Origin of the sequence: Cupriavidus sp. IDO, assembly GCF_000812465.1 — a bacterium.
Taxonomy (GTDB): Bacteria; Pseudomonadota; Gammaproteobacteria; order Burkholderiales; family Burkholderiaceae; genus Cupriavidus.
Map to the genome: position 1 here is coordinate 1 of NZ_JWMA01000190.1, position 16,347 is coordinate 16,347.

Sequence of the window (16,347 nt, forward strand, 5' to 3'; positions counted from 1 at the left end):
ACGCACATGCGCACGGGTCGTTAAGTCTCGACCTTCTCGTTACACCGTTCGGTTCCTGAGAAAGGACCTTAACTGAACGGCATTACACCCTCGGGTGCATTTTTTTGTTGCCGGAGCCGACCATGTCAGCTTGTCTCGGACAGCCGCTCGATCCACGCGGCCAGCCGGTCCGAAGCAAAGCTGTCGGCACGCGCGCCGGCACGGCAGGCGATAGTATCGCCTTCACGCGCGAACAGCAGCGCACCGCCCGCCTCTTCCACCCACAGCAGCGATGCCAGCCAGCCGGCGTGCTGCGCGGAGACGGCTTCGCCCACCGGCTTGGCGAGGAATTCGCTCAGGGTGACCGGCGCGGTCCAGATCACCGCATCGCCGTCGCGGCGCACGGAGGCGTCGCCCAGCGTCTCGGACACCACCGCCGCCGCGTCGGCCGCGCCGCGGCCTGCATGACGCGTGCGCAGTTCAGCCAGCCGCGTGCCGACCGCATGGCCGAAGCTGCCGCAGCGCTCGCTCTCGGCACCCACCAGGTCCGCATAGTCCATGCGCTGCCAGTCCGGCTCCGCATTGCGCGCGCCGGCCAGCGCGGTAGCGGCCAGGTAGGTCTCGACCGGCTGGAAGCGGCCGGGCCCGATCAGGCTGGCGCACAGCGCATGCACCATGCCGATGCGCGTGGCCACGGTCTGCTTCTGCAGCACGCTCAGCTTCTCGCGCACCAGCTGGTCGCGCTCCTTGCGCAGGCCGGCCAGTTCGAGCGCCTGCTTCAGTTCCATGCGCAGCGCGGTGATGTCCCACGGCTTCTTGATGTAGCGGTGGATCTGGCCCTGGTTGACGGCATCGACGGTCTGGTCCAGCTCGGAGTAGGCGGTGGTCAGGATCCGCACGATATGCGGGTAGCGCTCGCGCGCGTAGCGCAGCAGTTCATTGCCGTACTCGCCGGGCATGCGCTGGTCCGACACCAGCACGGCCAGGCTGTCCGCGTGAGCATCCAGCAGCGCCTTGCCTTCCTCGACCGAGCCGCCGGTCACCACCGGCGCCAGTGCGCCGATCGCGCGCTGGAAATATTTGACAGCCGTGGCCTCATCATCGACGAACAGAATCGCCGGTGGTGGTGCCTGCGTGGCATTCGGTTCGCTCATCGATCACTCCTATGCATTCGATTCCTGGTATTTGGGAAGTCCAGCGTCACCGTCGTGCCGGCACCGGACGCGGACGCGATCCGGATGGCGCCGCCAAAGGACTGCATGACGCGGTTGCAAAAAATCATGCCCAGGCCGCTGCCTCCGGCACTGGCGTGGGTCGTCACGGGATCGACCAGCAGGCGATCCATCACTTCGGGCGGAATGCCGGGCCCGTTGTCGCAGATGCGGATTTCCTGGTGCGGCTGCGCCACCACGACGAAACGCAATGACGGCGCGGCGATATTGCCCAGCGCCCGCAGCGCGTTGCTCATCACCGAAGAGAGCACCAGCGCCACGCAGTTGGGCAATGTCTGCACCGGAAAATCTCCGTGCATCTCGACCTGGACCCAGCCGCGCTGCTCGCCCGTGAACGGATAGGTATCCAGCAGCGAAGACACCAGCACACCCGCGCTGACGTCGACGCCGCGTTCCGGCCTGGGCGGCGCGGAGCCGGCTGTGCTGCGCACCGACTGCAGGAACGACGACAGCACTGCCAGGCAATACTGTGCGTTGTCGCGCATGGCGCCGGCGGCCTGTCCGATCTCGCCCTGGCGCTGCGCGCTGAATTCGCCGGCGACACGGCTCTCGATGCCGCGCGCGAAATTGGCGATGGCTGCCAGCGGCGTGTTCAGCTCATGCGCCAGGAAGGCCAGCGTCTCGTCGATCGCCATCAGCCGCTGCTGGCGCAGGGCCCGCTCACGGTGCCGCTCGGCGGCGCGCCCCAGCACGTCGCGCACATCGGCCACGCTCAGCGGCTTTTCCAGGATGCGGAACACCTCGCCGGTGTTGACCGTCTGCAGCAGCATGTCCTTGTCGGCGTAGGCCGTTACCAGGATGCGCACGATCTGCGGGTAGTCCTGCGCCACCTGACGCAGCAGGTCGCCGCCGTCGCGCCCAGGCATGCGGAAGTCCGTCACCAGGACCGCGATGCGTGCCCCTTCGGCGCGCAGCGTGGCAACGGCCTCGTCGGCGCTGCCGGCGAGCAGGACCTCATACTCGCTGCCCGCCGCCCGCGCGAAATACTTGCACGCCATCTCCTCGTCGTCGACGTAGAGAACGGTAAGCCGCGTTTGCTGGACCTCGGTCATGGCACCTTACTCCGCGCGCGGCAGGTCGAAACTGAATGCTGCCCACTGGCCGAGTTCGCTTTCGGCAAACAACTGGCCGCCGTGGCGCTCGATCACCGCGTAGCTGATCGACAGGCCAAGGCCCAGCCCCTGCCCCACTTCGCGCGTGGTGAAGAACGGCTCGAACACGCGCGCCAGGTTTTCGGGGGCGATGCCGGGGCCGTTGTCGCGCACCGTGACATGCAGGCGGTGGTCAGCCCATTTCACCGTGGTATGGATGGCCGGCGAGGGCGTGGCCGCCTTGCGCATCGCCAGCGCAGCATTCGAGAAAAGATTGATCAGCACGCCAATGATTGCCGCCTCGTCGCCCATTACCAGCGTGTCATCGGGCAGTTCGCGCGTAACCTTGACCCCGCGCAGTTCATGCGCGGTCAGGCGAATCGACGAATCGAGCGCCTTTTCGAACAGGAACGGCGTGCCTTCCACCTCGGCGCCGGGCTTGCGATAGGCGAAGGTCTTGAGGTCGGAGACGATATGCTGGATGCGCTGCATCCCCTGCTTGGCGTCGACCAGGCATTCCTCCAGCGACGGGTTCTCCTTGGCCTGCGGCTCTTCCATCGCCACTTCAATCGCCATCAGGCAGAAATTGACCGGGTTGTTCACTTCGTGCAGCAGACCCGCCGCGAGCGTACCGATCGCGGCCATCTTTTCCTGCTGCAGCATCTGGCCCTTGATGTCGACCAGCTTGCGGTTGATCACCTCCAGCTCGCCATTCTTCTCCGCCACCTCGGCCTTGAGGCGGAACAGCATGAAGCGCGCACGCTCGTTGAAGAAGGTGTACACGCCGCTGGCCGCAGCCGCGAACAGCAGGAACAGCGAATTGGCGATAAAGGTCCCAACCGGCTCGATCCCGCCCGGATGGAGCAGGCAGGCGAGCGCATACAGCACGTAGGAGAGAATCCCGAACACCAGGTTCTGCCATAGCCCGAACGGCAGCGCTATGCCAGATGCGAAGATCGCCAGGTTCAGGCCGACGTAGTAAGGCGACTCCACCCCTTCGGTCTGCGAGATCATCCACGCGATCATGATCTGCGGCAGCAGCAGCCAGGTCAGCGTCAGCCACGGCGCAAAGCGGCGCCCCGCCGCGCTGTACAGCATCACCACCACGCCCGCGATCAGCAGCGAGACCAGCACCCGCGCAACGCCGAAGACCAGTTGCTGCTGCGGATACTGGCCATAGTCGAGCCCCACCCCCAGCATGACCAGCACGATGGCGGTATAGGCGCCGCCGCGGCTGAACGCCAGGCGAAAATCCGCCAGCTCGGACTGGTAGCCCGCGTAAAGTTGATTCGTACTCATCGCTTGTTGGCCCTGCAGCACTGCCTCATTGGATGGTGGCTTCGGCGAACACATTGACGCCGGTGGTGTCGACGTAGATCCGATGCTGGTGCGAGTTCTCGGGCAGCAGCTGCGCCATGCCGGGATTGTCGCGGTAGATCAGGTACCACTCGAGCAAGTGTTCCATGCCAAACTTTTCCGGATTGTCGGCATGCACGTTGGTCACCAGTACCTGCCCGCCGGGCTTCGTGCGCGACGCAAAGTACGCCAGCAGGCGCGAGCAGACCTTGTCCGAGAGGTAATCGAACAGGCCTGCGCAATAGACGGCGTCGAACTCGCGCGCATCCACGTCGTCCGGCGAGATGCGCCGCTTGAGCAGCTCGTGGACTGACTGGTGCACCATCTCGACGGCTACCTTCTTGCCTGCCGAAGCCGCGGAGCGCTCGATCGAGGCGCGGGTGTATTCCAGCGTTTCCTCGCTGAAGTCCACCAGCTGGAACGACAGCATTTCCGGATTCGGGTACTCGCGCACGAAGCGCTGGATCTCGAACGCCGGGCCGCAGCCCACGTTCAGGACGCGGAACGGCCTGCCCGCGGCCTTGGCGCGCTCGGCCTGACGCGTCAGGAAATCGATCAGCAGTTCAATGCGGTTGCGGTGCGCCGTAGCCACCGCGGCCTTCAGGAAAGCGGTGTTGACGATCTGGAAATACGTGGTCGGGCCCTGCTGCGGATCGCCCAGGATCTGGTTCACCATTTCGTAGTCGCCGGCATAGCCCAGCGGCTTGGTGAAGGTCCGGTACACGAACGGCGCACGCAGCAGCAGCGGATGCAACGCAGCCTGTGCATAGGTGCGGTGCACCGGCGCGATCTCGGGATCGACACGCTGCGCTTCGCCCTCGAGCCAGTCCAGGTAGGTCTTGACCTTGAGCATGATCGGCGTGGCCAGCTCGTAAAACACGTCTTCACGCAGGCGGCCTTCGTTCTTGGGCAGCGATTCGGTCAGGTCGACCTGCTCCACCCAGCGCGATACTTCCGAGAGGAAGGCGCGCATCTCGTTGACCACGATCTGGTAGTCGCGCCGGATATTGAAACGCGTGTCCCAGTCCTGCACGAACAGCTCGGCCTCGCGCGCCACGGACTTGGGCTCGTTATTGAGGTCGCTCAGCTCGCGCCATTCGTCGATCAGGGTCAGCGAAACCACCGCGGTCAGGCCGGTATTCACCAGGCTCATGACCACGGCCTTGCCGAGATAGGCGTTCTTCGAGCCCATGCGGACGCTAAGCTCGCTCAGCACCTCGCTGACCTGGACGATCGAATACGGATTGTAGATTTCCATCACCAGAGACTTTCTCTGGAGATTGATGATCGTGCCCCGCACCTGCTCGCCCTGCGAGTTGCGGAAACTAACTACCGGATCGATTTGCGTTTTGGAATACACGGTATTGCGCCAGGGAAATCCGAGAAACGCTGCGGGCCATACAGCCAGGGCAGAACGGCCGGGTACAGCACAGGAGGGGCGAGGGGGTCGCGGGAGCGGCTACCGGTCAGGGGATGCAGCTAATGCTCATATGATGCGCTATTACCTGTTGCGGGCAGGGGGCGGGCGCTTCTGGCTTGGGGGCGCGCGCCTGGACGACCCTGATGGTGGCGGAATTGTAGCGGCCCATTGTACTGTGGCTATCGCGCGGCGTACAACCAAGTGCATATTCCGCCCCAGGCTAGGGCTTTCACCAATGAAAAAGGCCGGCAATGCCGGCCCTTCTTCATGCTTGCGGACATTGCGGCCACTGGCGTGGCCGCAATGCGCGGGCTTGCTCCACCCTTACTCCGCCTTCACGCCTTCCACCTGGATGGCGAGCTTGACTTCGGGCTTGAAGCCCATCTTCACGCCGTAGTCGATGCCGAAATCGGCGCGGTTGAAGGTGCCCACGGCATCGGCGCCGCACGCTTCGCGCTTGAGCATCGGGTGCTGGATGCACTTGAAATCGCGGATTTCGAGCTTGACCGGCTTGGACACGCCGTGCAGCGTCAGGATGCCATCGACCTCGGTCGGCACATCACCCTTGAACTTCGAGAACTTGCCCTTGTAGGAGGCCTCGGGGAAGGCTTCCACGTCGAACATGTCCGGGCCCTTGACGTGCTGGTTCAGCTTGGTGTTGCCGAAATCGATCGAGGCTGGGTCGATCTTGACATCAACCGTGCCAGCCTTGGCGGCGCGGTCCAGCGTGACCACCCCGCTCGACTTCTCGAACTTGCCGCGCCAGGTCGACAGGCCACCAAGGTGGTCGGCTTCGAAGCTCGGGTAGGTATGGGTCGGATCGAGGTTGTAGGTCACCGTGTTGGCCGAAGCCACGCCAAAGGCGGCGGTTGCCGAAACAGCCGCGACGGCGGCAAAGAGGGTACGCAGTTTCATGGGATCTCCCGACAAAAGGTTGGAGAGGAACGTCAAAAGGGGTGGCAAGGGATATTCAAGACATGGGACCGGGCGGGGCCAGGTCTCACTTCTTTGCCACGTTCACGATGCGGAATTTGATCTGGACGTCGTCGGCCACGACAGAAGTGTCCTTCCACTCGCCGTCGCCGATATTGAACACGGTGCGCTTGATCGGCAGCACACCTTCAAACACCTGGCCGCCGCTGTCCTGGCGGTAGGTCGCGGGCACCACCACGTCCTGGGTCTTGCCCTTGATGGTCAGCTTGCCGGCCACTTCATACTTGCCCGGCGCACCGTTCTTGATGCTGGTCGACTGGAACACGGCCTTGGGATATTTCGCCGAGTCGAACCAGTCCTTGCCCTTCAATTCCCTGGTGGTCTCGGCATCGCCGATCTCGAAGCTGGAGACATCGATCTCCACCTTGGCCGACGAGGTGGCCAGCTTGGCGGGATCGAAATCGACCGTTGCATCGAATTTCCTGAACTTGCCCTCCATCGGCACGCCAATCTGGCGCGCGACCGCGGTAACCGAACTCTTGGCGGCGTCGATCTGCGCCCAAGCAAGGTTGGCGGCAACGCCGGTGGTGGCCAGGACAGCGGCCATCAAGAGCGAGCCGGGGCGGGGAATGCGTTTCATCTAGTGACTCCTGTCGGTGGCGGCGCCGGGCGCCGCGTGTCAGAACCGGGGTTGTAATCGGATGCGGGTACTTACCTGAGGAACGGCAGCATGCGGCCCAGCGTGCCGTCACGGTCGATCAGCTGGTGCTTGACTGCCGCTGCCGCATGCACGACCACCACTGCGGCCATCAGGTAGTTCAGCCAGGCATGGGCGAACTTGAGCACTTCCTTGAGCTCGTCATTCTGTCCGATCAGGGCCGGCATCTTCCACAGGCCGAGATAGACAACCGGAACGCCGGCCGCGGAGCTGTACAGGTAGCCGGTGATTGGCACCACCAGGATCAGCACATAGAGCAGGTGGTGCGCACCCTCGGCCGCCCTGGCCTGCCAGGCGGGCGTGCCGGCGGCGACCGGTGGCGCGGCGTGCGTGGCGCGCCACAGCACGCGCAGCACGGCGATGGCGAATATGGTAACGCCAAGCCACTTGTGCCACGAGAACAGCTTCAGCTTAGTGGGCGTCAGGCCCGGGATGCCGGTCATATATAGACCGAGCCCGAATGCCGCGAAAATCAGCAGGGCAATGATCCAGTGAAGCCCAATTGCAGTGGCGCTATAGCCAGGAACGGCCTTGGCGGTGGAACGCATCGAATTCCTCTGCCCGTGTCACGGGCGTTTCACAATCTTTGGGGAAAGCCGGCGCCGGGGCAAACCGCCCCCGCGCTATGAATTCTCGCATTATTGCCGCGGAATGTGCGCAGGTGCAGGACAGTCCTTAATTAAGTTATTCAAATGCTTTGAAGTAACATTCTGCCGCAGCCCGCCCAACAAAAAAGCCACCCCGGCGGGTGGCTCTTTCGTGGCGCCGGCCTGTTGGGCCGGCTGGCTCAGGGCGGTCAGACGCGCTCGGCTAGGACCACGGCCTTGCCGATGTAGCTGGCGGGTGTCATCTCCAGCAGCAGTTTCTTCGCATCGTCCGGAATCGCCAGGCCGTTGATGAAGGTCCGCAGCGCCTCGCGCGAGATGCCCTTGCCGCGGGTCAGCTCCTTGAGCTGCTCGTAGGGGTTGGGCACGCCGAAGCGGCGCATCACGGTCTGGACCGGCTCGGCCAGCACTTCCCAGCAGTTGTCCAGGTCTTCGTTGAGGCGTTCGGGGTTGGTTTCCAGCTTGCCCAGGCCGCGCAGGCAGGCCTCGTAGGCCAGCAGGCTGTAGCCGAAGGCCACGCCCATATTGCGCAGCACGGTGGAATCGGTCAGGTCACGCTGCCAGCGCGACACCGGCAGCTTCTCCGACAGGTGGCGCAGCACGGCATTGGCCAGGCCGAGGTTGCCTTCGGAGTTCTCGAAATCGATCGGGTTGACCTTGTGCGGCATGGTCGACGAGCCGATCTCGCCGGCCTTGGTCTTCTGCTTGAAGTAGCCCAGCGAGATATAGCCCCAGACGTCGCGGTTCAGGTCGAGCAGGATGGTGTTGGCGCGGGCGATGGCGTCGAACAGCTCGGCCATGTAGTCGTGCGGCTCGATCTGGATGGTGTATGGGTTGAAGGTCAGGCCCAGGCGGGTCTCGATGACCTGCTTCGAGAAGGCTTCCCAGTCGAACGCCGGGTATGCCGACAGGTGCGCGTTGTAGTTGCCGACCGCGCCGTTCATCTTGCCCAGCAGTTCCACCTGCTCGATGCGCTGGATGGCGCGCGCCAGGCGGGCGGCCACGTTGGCCATTTCCTTGCCCAGCGTGGTCGGGCTGGCCGGCTGGCCATGCGTGCGCGACAGCATCGGCTGGGTGGCGTTGAGCTTTGCCAGTTCCACCAGGCGGGCCTGCACGCGCTTGAGCGCCGGCACCACCACGCCCTCGCGGGCGCCCTTGAGCATCATGCCGTGCGAGGTGTTGTTGATGTCTTCCGAGGTGCAGGCGAAGTGAATGAATTCGCTGGCGGCTTCCAGTTCGGCGTTGCCCTTGACCTGCTCCTTGAGCCAGTACTCCACGGCCTTCACGTCGTGGTTGGTGACGGCTTCGATTTCCTTGATGCGCCCGGCATCGGCTTCCGAGAACTTGTCCACCAGCGCCAGCAGCGCGGCTTCCGAAGCCGGCGAGAACTTCGGCATGTCCGGCAGGCCGGCCTGCGACAGCGCGATCAGCCAGTGCACCTCGACCTTGACGCGGTTGCGCATGAAGGCTGCTTCAGAGAGCCATTCGCGCAGCGCATCGGCCTTGGAGGCATAGCGGCCATCGATGGGAGACAGGGCGGTGAGCGGCGAAAGCGAAGAGGTGGACATGCTGGCAACCGGGGAGATAGAGAGGAGAACGGAATGGATTGCAGTAAATGGCGCAGTAACGGGACCGCGTCCTGCAGGGCTGGAAGGCGACTGGCGATGCGACCGATCCGCCGCACCACGCACCTGGCGCCGACCGGCCGGCGCCGCGCAACGCGGGATTTTACCATCCAACCCCCTGCTCCGGGGCAGCCGTCCACCGGCGCCGTGGGACATCCGTACGGGAGGCCGCATTCGTCATCTGGCGCGGGTATACTCGCGCTCGCCGTTCCAGTAGCCTGTTATGAAGTGCATCGGGCAAGAGAGGCGCGCCCCGCAGCCAGCCTTGCCATGGAGCGTCGATGCACTTCATAACAAGCTCAAGGGGAGAACATGAAGCTGTTTGCGAGCCATACCAGTCCCTACGCGCGCAAGGTGCGCGTAGTCATGGCGGAAAAGAAGATCGACTACCAGTTGATCGAAGAGAACGTCTGGTCACCCGACACGGTCATCGGCCAGTACAACCCGCTCGGCAAGGTGCCTTGCCTGGTCATGGAAGACGGCGGCGCAATCTTCGACTCGCGCGTGATCGTCGAATACGTGGATACGCTCACCCCGGTCAGCCGGCTGATCCCGCAAGGCGGGCGCGAACGCCTGGAAGTCCGTTGCTGGGAGGCGCTGGCCGACGGCCTGCTGGACGCTGCCCTGCTGGCCCGCCTGGAACACACCCAGCGCGAACCCCATGAACGCAGCGAGCGCTGGGTCCAGCGCCAGCTCGGCAAGATCGATGCCGCGCTGGCAGCGATGTCGAACGGCCTGGCCGATCGCCCCTTCTGCACCGGCAATCATTATTCGCTGGCGGATATCGCAGTGGGCTGCGCGCTCTCGTACCTCGACTTCCGCTTCCCGGAAATCCCCTGGCGCGAGCGCCACCCAAATCTCGTGGCGTTCGAGGAAAAAATGGCCAAGCGCCAGTCCTTCATCGACACCGAGCCGCCGCGCGGCTGAGCCAGACCAGCCATATGAAAAACGCCGGCTTCGCGCCGGCGTTTTGCTTCCTTCTTCCTTCTTCCTTATTGGATGATGCCGCCTCCCAGGCAGATATCCCCGTCATACAGCACGGCCGACTGGCCCGGCGTCACCGCCCACTGCGCTGCGGCAAACCCCAGCTTCAGCGTGTCGCCGTCCACGGCATCGACCGTGCACGCTGCGTCGCTCTGGCGGTAGCGCGTCTTGGCGGCCATGGCCGCCCCCGCTGCGGGCGGCTCGCCGGCCACCCACGACAGGTCCGCCGCCGACAACACCGGCGTCAGCAACCAGGGATGGTCGTGGCCCTGCACCACATACAGCGTGTTGCTCGCCATGTCCTTGCGCGCCACGTACCAGGCGTCGCCATTGCCGTCACGGCTGCCTCCCAGGCCGATGCCCTTGCGCTGGCCCAGCGTGTAGAACGCCAGCCCGATATGCTCGCCGACCACCCTGCCCTCCGGCGTTTTCATCGGGCCCGGCCTGGTCGGCAGGTAGCGGTTCAGGAAATCGCGGAATGGACGTTCGCCGATGAAGCAGATGCCAGTCGAATCCTTCTTCTTCGCATTCGGCAGCCCGATCTCGGCCGCGATTTCGCGCACGCGCGTCTTGGGGATCTCGCCCAGCGGGAACAGCGTGCGCGACAGCTGCGCCTGGTTCAGGCGATGCAGGAAGTAGCTCTGGTCCTTGGTGTGGTCGAATGCCTTGAGCAGCTCGAACCTGCCGCTTTCGCCCTGGCGCACGCGCGCATAGTGGCCGGTGGCAATGGTCTCCGCGCCCAGCGACATCGCGTGGTCGAGGAATGCCTTGAACTTGATCTCGGCATTGCACAGCACGTCCGGGTTAGGCGTGCGGCCGGCCGAATATTCGCGCAGGAAGTCGGCAAACACGCGGTCCTTGTACTCGGCCGCGAAATTGACCGCCTCCACGTCCACGCCGATCAGGTCGGCGACGGACACAACGTCAAGCCAGTCCTGGCGCGTGGAGCAATACTCGCTATCGTCATCGTCTTCCCAGTTCTTCATGAACAGGCCGATGACTTCATAGCCCTGCTGCTTGAGCAGCCACGCGGTGACCGACGAATCGACGCCGCCCGACATGCCCACTACGACTCGCTTCCCGCTCACGACGCGTCTCCGCCGGCCAGCACCGAGGGGTGCGTGTAGAGCGCGTCGAGCGCAAACCGCTTGCCGGCCAGGTAATCATCCACGCAGGCCATCAGCAGCGGCGTGCGATGGCGTTCCGGGCAGCCGCGCAGTTCTTCCGCGCTCATCCAGACGGTGCGCACGATGCCGGTGTCGAGCTGGCGCCCGGCATCCAGGGAGCCGAGGTCGCCGGTAAAGGCAAAGCGCACGTATGTGACGTCGGCGCCGGTTCGCGACGAGCTTGCTCGGCCCATATAGCAGCCCAGCAGCGCGCGTGGCTCGAAGGTGTGCGCGGTCTCCTCCAGCGTTTCGCGGATGACGGCGCGGATCAGGCTTTCGCCCGGATCCAGGTGGCCGGCCGGCTGGTTCAGTCGCAGGCCGTCCGGGGTTTCCTCTTCGACCAGCAGGAAGCGGCCGCCGCGTTCGATCACCGCGGCTACCGTTACGCTGGCATTCCAGTCACGTGGCATGATGCACAATTTTTAAGCAATCCGGCATTCTACCGGTTGCGGGACCATCGTGCACCGCCGCGCGCCGGCGAACCGGCCTGCTGGCCAGTCCTGCCAAAGCTGAAACGCCGTTGTAGTACTGTTGCAAAAGCCGACCGAGTGGTCACCATTGAACGTCAGATTCCTGTAAGCTGCGGAAAAATTGTGCGCTGCAGTCGAACCCGGAAGTGGCGTACACGGGCCAGACGTCTGCCCGCCCATCAGATACGACGCCAGCAAAAGGAGAAATTGACGATGTACATCGGCATCCCGCAGGAGACGCGGGCCGGCGAGACTCGTGTCGCCGCCACCCCGGAGACCGTCAAGAAGTACGTCGCGCAGGGCCACAAGGTCGTCGTGCAGGCCGGTGCCGGCGTGCGGGCGAGCCAGCCCGACAGCGCGTACGAAGCGGTCGGGGCGACCATCGGCACGGCCGCCGACGCGCTCGGTGCGCAACTGGTGCTGAAGGTCCGCGCCCCGGACGCCGCCGAACTGGCGCAGATGAAGCCGGGCTCGGTCCTGGTGGGCATGCTCAATCCCTTCGACGCGGAGAACAACGCGCGCATGGCGGCGGCGAACATTACCGCCTTCGCCCTGGAAGCCGCGCCGCGCACCACGCGCGCCCAGAGCATGGACGTGCTGTCGTCGCAGGCCAATATCGCCGGCTACAAGGCCGTGCTGGTTGCCGCGCACCATTACCAGCGCTTCATGCCGATGCTGATGACCGCTGCGGGCACCGTGAAGGCCGCCCGCGTGCTGATCCTCGGCGCCGGCGTGGCGGGCCTGCAGGCGATTGCGACGGCCAAGCGGCTGGGCGCGGTGATCGAGGCCTCAGACGTGCGCCCCGCCGTGAAGGAGCAGATCGAATCGCTCGGCGGCAAGTTCCTCGACGTGCCGTTCCTCACCGACGAAGAACGCGAGATCGCGCAGGGCGTGGGCGGCTATGCCCGCCCGATGCCGCCCGACTGGATGAAGCGGCAGGCGGAGCTGGTCCACCAGCGCGCGATCCAGGCCGACATCGTCATCACCACCGCGCTGATTCCCGGCCGCAAGGCGCCGGTGCTGCTGCAGGAAGCCACCGTGCAGCAGATGAAGCCGGGCTCGGTGGTGGTCGACCTGGCCGCCGCGCAGGGCGGCAACTGCCCGCTGACCGTGGCCGATGAAGTGGTCGAGCGCCACGGCGTCATCCTGGTGGGCCACACCAACCTTGCCAGCATGGTCGCGGCGGACGCCTCTGCGCTTTACGCCCGCAACGTGCTGGATTTCCTCAAGCTGGTCGTCGACAAGGACGCCCACTTCACGCTCAACCTGGAAGACGACATCGTCGCTGCCTGCCTGATGAGCAGGGACGGCCAGGTCGTGCGCCAGGCTGCGTGAGTTCATCGGGCGCCCCGCGGGCGCCCACTGCCTTTGCATCAATATAAGGACGTATCACCCATGCAACGCATCATGCTCCGCGCGAAGCTCCACCGCGTCACCGTGACGCAGGCGGACCTCAACTATGAGGGTTCGTGCGGCATCGACGAGAACCTGCTCGAAGCTGCCGACATGAAGGAGTTCGAGAAGATCGAGCTGTACAACGTCAACAACGGCGAGCGCTTCTCCACCTACATCATCAAGGGCGAACGCGGGAGCGGCGAGATCTCGCTGAACGGCGCCGCGGCACGCCGTGCGCACCTGGGCGACCAGCTGATCATCTGCACCTACGCGCCGATGAGCGACGAAGAAATCGCCACCTACAAGCCGAAGATCATCCTGGTCGACGAGAAGAACGGCATCAAGGAAATCAAGAAGGTCTGACGTCCATGACCCTGCGCCTGCGTCCGGAACCTGTCTCCAGCGCCGCACCATGGCGTGCGCGCCTGGGCATGCGGCTCGCGCAGGCGGCAGGAGCAGGACTGCTGGCGCTTTGCGCCGCATGCAGCAGCACCGGCGGCGGTGCCGGCGCCACGCAGCAGATAGCAGCCGATCCGCTGCCGGCGTGGCGCGACGGCGCAGTCAAGCAGTCCATCCTGAATTTCGTCAGCAAGACCACCACGCCGGGCAGCCCGGACTTCGTGCCGCCGGAGGACCGCATCGCGACCTTCGACAATGACGGCACGCTGTGGCGCGAAGACCCGGCGGTGGAGCTGCTGTTCGTGGTGTACCGCGCGCAAGAGCGCGCAAGGGCCGAACCCGCACTGGCAAACCGTTCGCCCTACAAGGAATTCCTCGCCGATCCTTCGGCCTACTTCAAGACCACCGGCGAAGCCGGTGCGCTGCGCATCCTCAACGAGCTTTACGGCAATACCAGCGTCGAAGATTTCCAGAACGACGTGCGCCGCTACTTCGCGAGCGCGCGCCACCCGAAATCGAACGCCCCCCTGCGTGAAGGCACCTACCAGCCAATGCTGGAGCTGCTCGCGCTGCTGCGCGCCCACGGCTACCAGACCTGGCTCTGCTCCGGCGGCACGACCGATTTCATGCGTGTCATATCGCAGTCCTATTATGGGATTCCGCCCCAGCAGGTGATCGGCTCACGGCTGGCAACGCTGTTCCGGGAGAACGGCCGCGAGAACCAGGTCTGGCGCGAGCCGAAGATGGAAAGCTTCAATGACAAGCAGGTCAAGCCGGCCAACATCGCCTTGCAGATCGGCAAGCGGCCGGTCTTTGCGGCGGGCAATGTGGGCGGCAAGGGCGACATCGCGATGCTCTCGTACTCGCAGGCGCGCAAGGGCTCGTCGTTCCAGCTGCTGGTCAATCATGACGACATGGACCGCGAGCTGGCCTACGGGGAAGCCGACAACGCATCGCTGCGCGCCGCTGCCGAGCGCGGCTGGACCGTGGTCAGCATGAAGCGCGACTGGGGGCGCGTGTTCCCGGCCCCGGCGGCTGCCGCAGCCTCGGCCCAGGCGCCCGCTCAGGCTCCCTAGAGCGGCCGCGTCCCGGTCGTTCGCACCACACACAGAAAAGACAAGCGGCATCCAGGATTCAAAGCAAAGGAGGAGAAGTCGATGGAGATGGTGAACCACACGGTGATCAACCTGATCATCTTCGTGCTGGCGATCTACGTGGGTTACCACGTGGTCTGGACGGTCACGCCGGCCCTGCACACCCCGCTGATGGCCGTGACGAATGCGATCTCGGCCATCATCATCGTCGGCGCAATGCTCGCGGCCGGCCTGACCGAAGGCGGTGTCGGGCGCGTGATGGGCACGCTGGCGGTGGCGCTCGCCGCGGTCAACGTGTTCGGCGGCTTCCTGGTCACCCAGCGCATGCTGGAGATGTTCAAGAAGAAAGAGCCGAAGGCCAAGGCTGGTAGCAAGGAGGGCGCATGATGGAACTCGTCAGCATGAACCTCGTCACCCTGCTCTACCTGGTCGCGTCGGTCTGCTTCATCCAGGCGCTCAAGGGCCTTTCCCACCCGGCTTCGGCGCGCAAGGGCAATGCCTTCGGCATGATCGGCATGGCCATCGCCGTGGTGACCACGCTGGCGCTGATCGTCAAGCTGAAGAATGAATTCCTCGCGGCGGGCACGGCGCAGTCGTCGGTAGGTACCGGCCTGGCCCTGATCTTCGGCGCGCTGGTGGTCGGCGGCGGCATCGGCGCCTACGTGGCGAAGAAGGTCGAGATGACCAAGATGCCGGAACTGGTCGCGGCGATGCACTCGCTGATCGGTCTGGCCGCGGTGTTCATCGCGGTGGCGGCAGTGGCCGAGCCGGCGGCGTTCGGCATCACGCCGGCGGGCTCGCACCTGATCCCGATGGGCAACCGGATCGAGCTGTTCATCGGCTGCTTCGTCGGTGCGATCACCTTCTCGGGTTCGGTGATCGCCTTCGGCAAGCTGTCCGGGCGCTATAAGTTCCGCCTGTTCCAGGGCGCGCCGGTGGCGTTTGCCGGCCAGCACTGGCTGAACCTGCTGCTGGCGGTGGCGATGCTCGGCTTCGGCGTCATCTTCTTCCTGTCGCAGGACTGGCTGCCGTTCCTGCTGATGCTGGCGATCGCCTTCGTGCTGGGCGTGCTGATCATCATCCCGATCGGCGGCGCCGACATGCCGGTGGTGGTGTCGATGCTGAACTCGTACTCGGGCTGGGCGGCGGCGGGCATCGGCTTCTCGCTGAACAACCCGATGCTGATCATTGCCGGCTCGCTGGTGGGCTCCTCCGGTGCCATCCTCTCGTACATCATGTGCAAGGCGATGAACCGGTCGTTCTTCAACGTGCTGCTGGGCGGCTTTGGCGGTGCAACCGCGGCGGCGGCAGTCGGCGGCGCGCAGCAACGCAATGTGAAGTCGGGCTCGGCCGACGACGCGGCGTTCCTGATGGGCAACGCCGAAACCGTGATCATCGTGCCGGGTTACGGCCTGGCCGTGGCGCGCGCCCAACACGCGCTCAAGGAACTGACCGAGAAGCTGGCCGAGAAGGGCGTGACCGTGAAGTACGCGATCCACCCCGTCGCGGGCCGCATGCCGGGCCACATGAACGTGCTGCTGGCCGAGGCCGAGGTGCCCTACGACCAGGTCTTCGAGATGGAAGACATCAACAGCGAGTTCGGCCAGGCCGACGTGGTGCTGGTGCTGGGCGCCAACGACGTGGTCAACCCGGCGGCCAAGACCGATCCCAACTCGCCGATCGCCGGGATGCCGATCCTGGAGGCCTACAAGGCCAAGACCATCATTGTGAACAAGCGTTCGATGGCCGCCGGCTACGCCGGCCTGGACAACGAGCTGTTCTACATGGACAAGACCATGATGGTGTTCGGCGACGCCAAGAAGGTGGTGGAAGACATGTTCAAGGCGGTGGACTAAGCCGGGCGCCTCTCCCGGTGGCCG

Annotated in this window: 16 protein-coding genes; 6 read left to right on the forward strand and 10 right to left on the reverse strand. The window is 64.8% G+C overall.

The window, feature by feature from the left end; genetic code table 11:
- Positions 1 to 125: 125 nt before the first annotated feature.
- From RM96_RS33565 to purB, 8 genes are all read right to left on the reverse strand, one after another.
- On the reverse strand, positions 126 to 1,133 hold the full coding sequence (locus RM96_RS33565; RefSeq protein WP_039016073.1) for a response regulator: 1,008 nt from the start codon (positions 1,131 to 1,133) through the stop codon (positions 126 to 128).
- Complete coding sequence (locus RM96_RS33570) at positions 1,130 to 2,263, reverse strand: hybrid sensor histidine kinase/response regulator (RefSeq protein ID WP_039016074.1); 1,134 nt, start codon at positions 2,261 to 2,263, stop codon at positions 1,130 to 1,132. The genes RM96_RS33565 and RM96_RS33570 overlap by 4 nt, the downstream gene beginning before the upstream one ends.
- A gap of 6 nt (positions 2,264 to 2,269) precedes the next feature.
- On the reverse strand, positions 2,270 to 3,601 hold the full coding sequence (locus tag RM96_RS33575; protein ID WP_039016075.1) for a sensor histidine kinase: 1,332 nt from the start codon (positions 3,599 to 3,601) through the stop codon (positions 2,270 to 2,272).
- A 25-nt stretch (positions 3,602 to 3,626) separates the two neighbouring features.
- Positions 3,627 to 5,018, reverse strand: a complete 1,392-nt coding sequence (locus RM96_RS33580; protein ID WP_039016076.1) for a class I SAM-dependent methyltransferase — start codon at positions 5,016 to 5,018, stop codon at positions 3,627 to 3,629.
- Positions 5,019 to 5,402: 384 nt separating this feature from the next.
- A complete protein-coding gene (locus RM96_RS33585) occupies positions 5,403 to 5,993 on the reverse strand; it encodes a YceI family protein (protein ID WP_039016077.1) in 591 nt (196 codons plus the stop codon).
- Positions 5,994 to 6,078: 85 nt separating this feature from the next.
- Complete coding sequence (locus RM96_RS33590; protein ID WP_039016078.1) at positions 6,079 to 6,651, reverse strand: YceI family protein; 573 nt, start codon at positions 6,649 to 6,651, stop codon at positions 6,079 to 6,081.
- A 71-nt stretch (positions 6,652 to 6,722) separates the two neighbouring features.
- Positions 6,723 to 7,277, reverse strand: a complete 555-nt coding sequence (locus tag RM96_RS33595; protein WP_039016079.1) for a cytochrome b — start codon at positions 7,275 to 7,277, stop codon at positions 6,723 to 6,725.
- 248 nt (positions 7,278 to 7,525) lie between these two features.
- The gene (purB, locus tag RM96_RS33600) at positions 7,526 to 8,902 is read right to left on the reverse strand and encodes an adenylosuccinate lyase (protein WP_039016080.1); all 1,377 of its coding nucleotides are present in this window, start codon (positions 8,900 to 8,902) and stop codon (positions 7,526 to 7,528) included.
- A 369-nt stretch (positions 8,903 to 9,271) separates the two neighbouring features.
- Here purB and RM96_RS33605 point away from each other — a divergent pair, with 369 nt between their 5' ends.
- On the forward strand, positions 9,272 to 9,886 hold the full coding sequence (locus RM96_RS33605) for a glutathione S-transferase family protein (RefSeq protein WP_039016081.1): 615 nt from the start codon (positions 9,272 to 9,274) through the stop codon (positions 9,884 to 9,886).
- 65 nt (positions 9,887 to 9,951) lie between these two features.
- On the opposite strand, the gene mnmA is transcribed toward RM96_RS33605, so the two are convergent.
- Together mnmA and RM96_RS33615 are read right to left on the reverse strand one after the other, a co-directional pair.
- Positions 9,952 to 11,031 carry a tRNA 2-thiouridine(34) synthase MnmA gene (mnmA, locus tag RM96_RS33610; protein ID WP_039016082.1) on the reverse strand — a complete coding sequence of 360 codons (1,080 nt, stop codon included), beginning with the start codon at positions 11,029 to 11,031 and terminating at the stop codon, positions 9,952 to 9,954.
- The gene (locus RM96_RS33615; protein WP_193752572.1) at positions 11,028 to 11,519 is read right to left on the reverse strand and encodes an NUDIX hydrolase; all 492 of its coding nucleotides are present in this window, start codon (positions 11,517 to 11,519) and stop codon (positions 11,028 to 11,030) included. Before RM96_RS33615 ends, mnmA begins: the two co-directional genes overlap by 4 nt.
- Before the next feature lie 273 nt (positions 11,520 to 11,792).
- On the opposite strand from RM96_RS33615, the gene RM96_RS33620 reads away from it, so the two are divergent.
- The 5 genes from RM96_RS33620 to RM96_RS33640 all read left to right on the forward strand — a co-directional run bounded on the left by RM96_RS33620 (position 11,793) and on the right by RM96_RS33640 (position 16,323).
- Entirely contained in the window at positions 11,793 to 12,914 is a 1,122-nt protein-coding gene (locus tag RM96_RS33620; protein WP_039016084.1) for a Re/Si-specific NAD(P)(+) transhydrogenase subunit alpha, read from the forward strand.
- Positions 12,915 to 12,974: 60 nt separating this feature from the next.
- Positions 12,975 to 13,337, forward strand: coding sequence for an aspartate 1-decarboxylase (gene panD / locus RM96_RS33625; protein ID WP_039016085.1), 363 nt, complete (start codon positions 12,975 to 12,977; stop codon positions 13,335 to 13,337).
- 5 nt (positions 13,338 to 13,342) lie between these two features.
- Positions 13,343 to 14,449, forward strand: coding sequence for an HAD family hydrolase (locus RM96_RS33630; RefSeq protein WP_039016086.1), 1,107 nt, complete (start codon positions 13,343 to 13,345; stop codon positions 14,447 to 14,449).
- 81 nt (positions 14,450 to 14,530) lie between these two features.
- Positions 14,531 to 14,854, forward strand: coding sequence for an NAD(P) transhydrogenase subunit alpha (locus RM96_RS33635; RefSeq protein ID WP_039016087.1), 324 nt, complete (start codon positions 14,531 to 14,533; stop codon positions 14,852 to 14,854).
- Complete coding sequence (locus RM96_RS33640; protein ID WP_039016088.1) at positions 14,851 to 16,323, forward strand: NAD(P)(+) transhydrogenase (Re/Si-specific) subunit beta; 1,473 nt, start codon at positions 14,851 to 14,853, stop codon at positions 16,321 to 16,323. The genes RM96_RS33635 and RM96_RS33640 overlap by 4 nt, the downstream gene beginning before the upstream one ends.
- Positions 16,324 to 16,347 lie beyond the last annotated feature (24 nt).